Origin of the sequence: Candidatus Erwinia dacicola, from assembly GCF_001756855.1 — a bacterium.
GTDB classification, from domain to species: domain Bacteria; phylum Pseudomonadota; class Gammaproteobacteria; order Enterobacterales; family Enterobacteriaceae; genus Erwinia; species Erwinia dacicola.
Window position 1 is genome coordinate 1 of the sequence record NZ_MAYS01000189.1, and the last position, 2,017, is coordinate 2,017.

General features: G+C 45.8%; 4 protein-coding genes. All 4 read right to left on the reverse strand.

Annotation, left to right across the window (positions count from 1 at the left end; all coding sequences use genetic code 11):
* Positions 1-178 (reverse strand): transposase (locus BBW68_RS17685; RefSeq protein WP_186821287.1); only part of this gene is annotated, 178 nt, incomplete at its 3' end.
* Between the two features lie 108 nt (positions 179-286).
* Positions 287-1,045 carry a site-specific integrase gene (locus tag BBW68_RS19595; RefSeq protein ID WP_245675212.1) on the reverse strand — a complete coding sequence of 253 codons (759 nt, stop codon included), beginning with the start codon at positions 1,043-1,045 and terminating at the stop codon, positions 287-289.
* 48 nt (positions 1,046-1,093) lie between these two features.
* Complete coding sequence (locus BBW68_RS19600; RefSeq protein WP_245675213.1) at positions 1,094-1,573, reverse strand: hypothetical protein; 480 nt, start codon at positions 1,571-1,573, stop codon at positions 1,094-1,096.
* A 207-nt stretch (positions 1,574-1,780) separates the two neighbouring features.
* Positions 1,781-2,017, reverse strand: a 237-nt coding sequence (locus BBW68_RS05910) for an integrase core domain-containing protein (protein WP_148127563.1), incomplete at its 5' end; no start/stop codon positions are given.

Here is a 2,017-nt window from a genome sequence, read left to right on the forward strand (position 1 = left end):
GGTAGCCGTAACGGTAGGTCTCCCGCTCATCACTGCGCTCATGAGGCTCTGTGTTGATGCGCTGAGTGACATCGGCCTCCATGATGCGGTTGAGCATAAATTCGGTGAGTTCACGCAGAAAGTCCTCGCCGCCGAGTTGCATCAGGGTGTTGCTGAATGTCATGCTGTTGTCGGCCATCGGTTGACTCCTTCTGAGATAATTGTCTAATTAACCATTACCTTACCGGATAAGCCGATGGCTCTCACCATCCTTCCAAATTTACACCACGTCCTAAGACTCTACCCACTACACACACACACCACTATCAGCTTGATCGGCAGGGTTTTGCTCATCTACAAACGTTAGATGTTTGTCATCTCGCTCACCATTGACAGCATCTTCATCACTATCTATTAGCCTGCTTCTGAAAAAATTGAGGTACTTCGAAAAGCCTTTCGCAGCGGCTTTGTCTAGGTGCTCAACTATTCTGCCGGCCATCTCAAAATAGACATTCACGTGCTGGGTATCTGTATGATCCAGTATTCTTGCCAGCTCACGCTTACTGATTCTCTCAGCAGCTAAACCAGTTGCCAAGGTATAGCGCAGCCGCCTTGGCGTGACATGCAATAATTCGCCAGTGAGCGGAGAGATAATGTTGTGGCGCTTTATAAAACCTTTAACAAGTTTCGCTATCCCAGCGGATAACATGTTAAAAGCTTCGTCCCAACGTTTTGAATCAATCGCGTAGATATTCTCTTTTTGGTTAATAAATAAAGGTCTCGGAACATCTACAACTTTTCCATCAACATCTAGAAGAAGTTTCTTATGTTTGGAGGCATCTATAAGCGCCAAAACGTGTTCAGCGATCTCAGGCTCCAAATACTCATCGACCATGTCATCTCTCGGTGCTAACTGTCTTTTCTTTATTCTAGGCATTTTCAAGACATAACACGGCGACGACGAACTCGGTGTCAGGTTAACAAGATCAGTTTCTTTTAAAAATATTAAATTCGCTGAGTTTCGGCCAAAAGCTATAGAAAGGGCGACAGCTGCTTTTTGCTGCAAATGCTCGTAGGCTTTGCTTTGATCCTGCTTTAGCGCATTGATTATGGGCTAAAGCTCCAGCGTCCTATTTAGCGGGCCACACTCTGGATCTTCCTGGCGAACAGCCTCACCCTTAGGGTTACCTGGAATTTCTAAAGATTCGAGTTCTTGTGCATAGACTACCGAAAACCCGAGCTTCGAATAGTTTTCAGCGCACCAGATATACCACTGTATTGGCCGGTACAACGCCCACAGCCTGTGCTTATTTCGCGCTTGGTTGATTGCCTCTTCCATTAAAGCAATCAGGCTCCCCTTAAATTCAACAGCGGAAATACCAAGTAACAAAGAATGCTTTCTTTGACGAGAGACTATAGCAGCGGATAAATCACTCCAGTACTGACATCCAGCATGTGCAGACACCCTTGATGCCTGATCAATAATACAGCGCTTAATCGAATTTTTAAGCGTGTCGTTTTCAACTCGAGAAAAATCAAGCCGGCTATGCCGATTATAGAAGGGGCAATACCCATCTATCACCAGTAATCTCAACTTTTACACCCTCTCGGGTAACAAATTGAGAAGGTAGCTCCGGTCTAGCATCCAAAATTTGGGACAATTTCTGCAAAGGCAATTTCATTTATTAAACCCTGCAATCAATTTCTTCTGATAGTCAGATAGCGCCCGGCACTGTTGCAAAGTTATTGATGAGTTAGCCTTTCGTGTTATTGAAAAGTCTTATCTTTTAAAGACTAGTGGTCAACTAATACTGGCCACAGCATTAGACTGTAAGTAGTACAGCCGCTCAGATTCGTTGGGCGTCAGACTGCCGTTATACCAGTGGGGCCTGATAGCGCTGTAATATCCCGTTATATAGCGGATTATCGCGCCCTGGGCTTCGCTGAAGCTGTTATAGCCCTTCGTCGGCACCCATTCGGTCTTCAGGCTCCGGAAGAACCGCTCCATAGGGGCGTTATCCCAGCAGTTTCCCCGTCG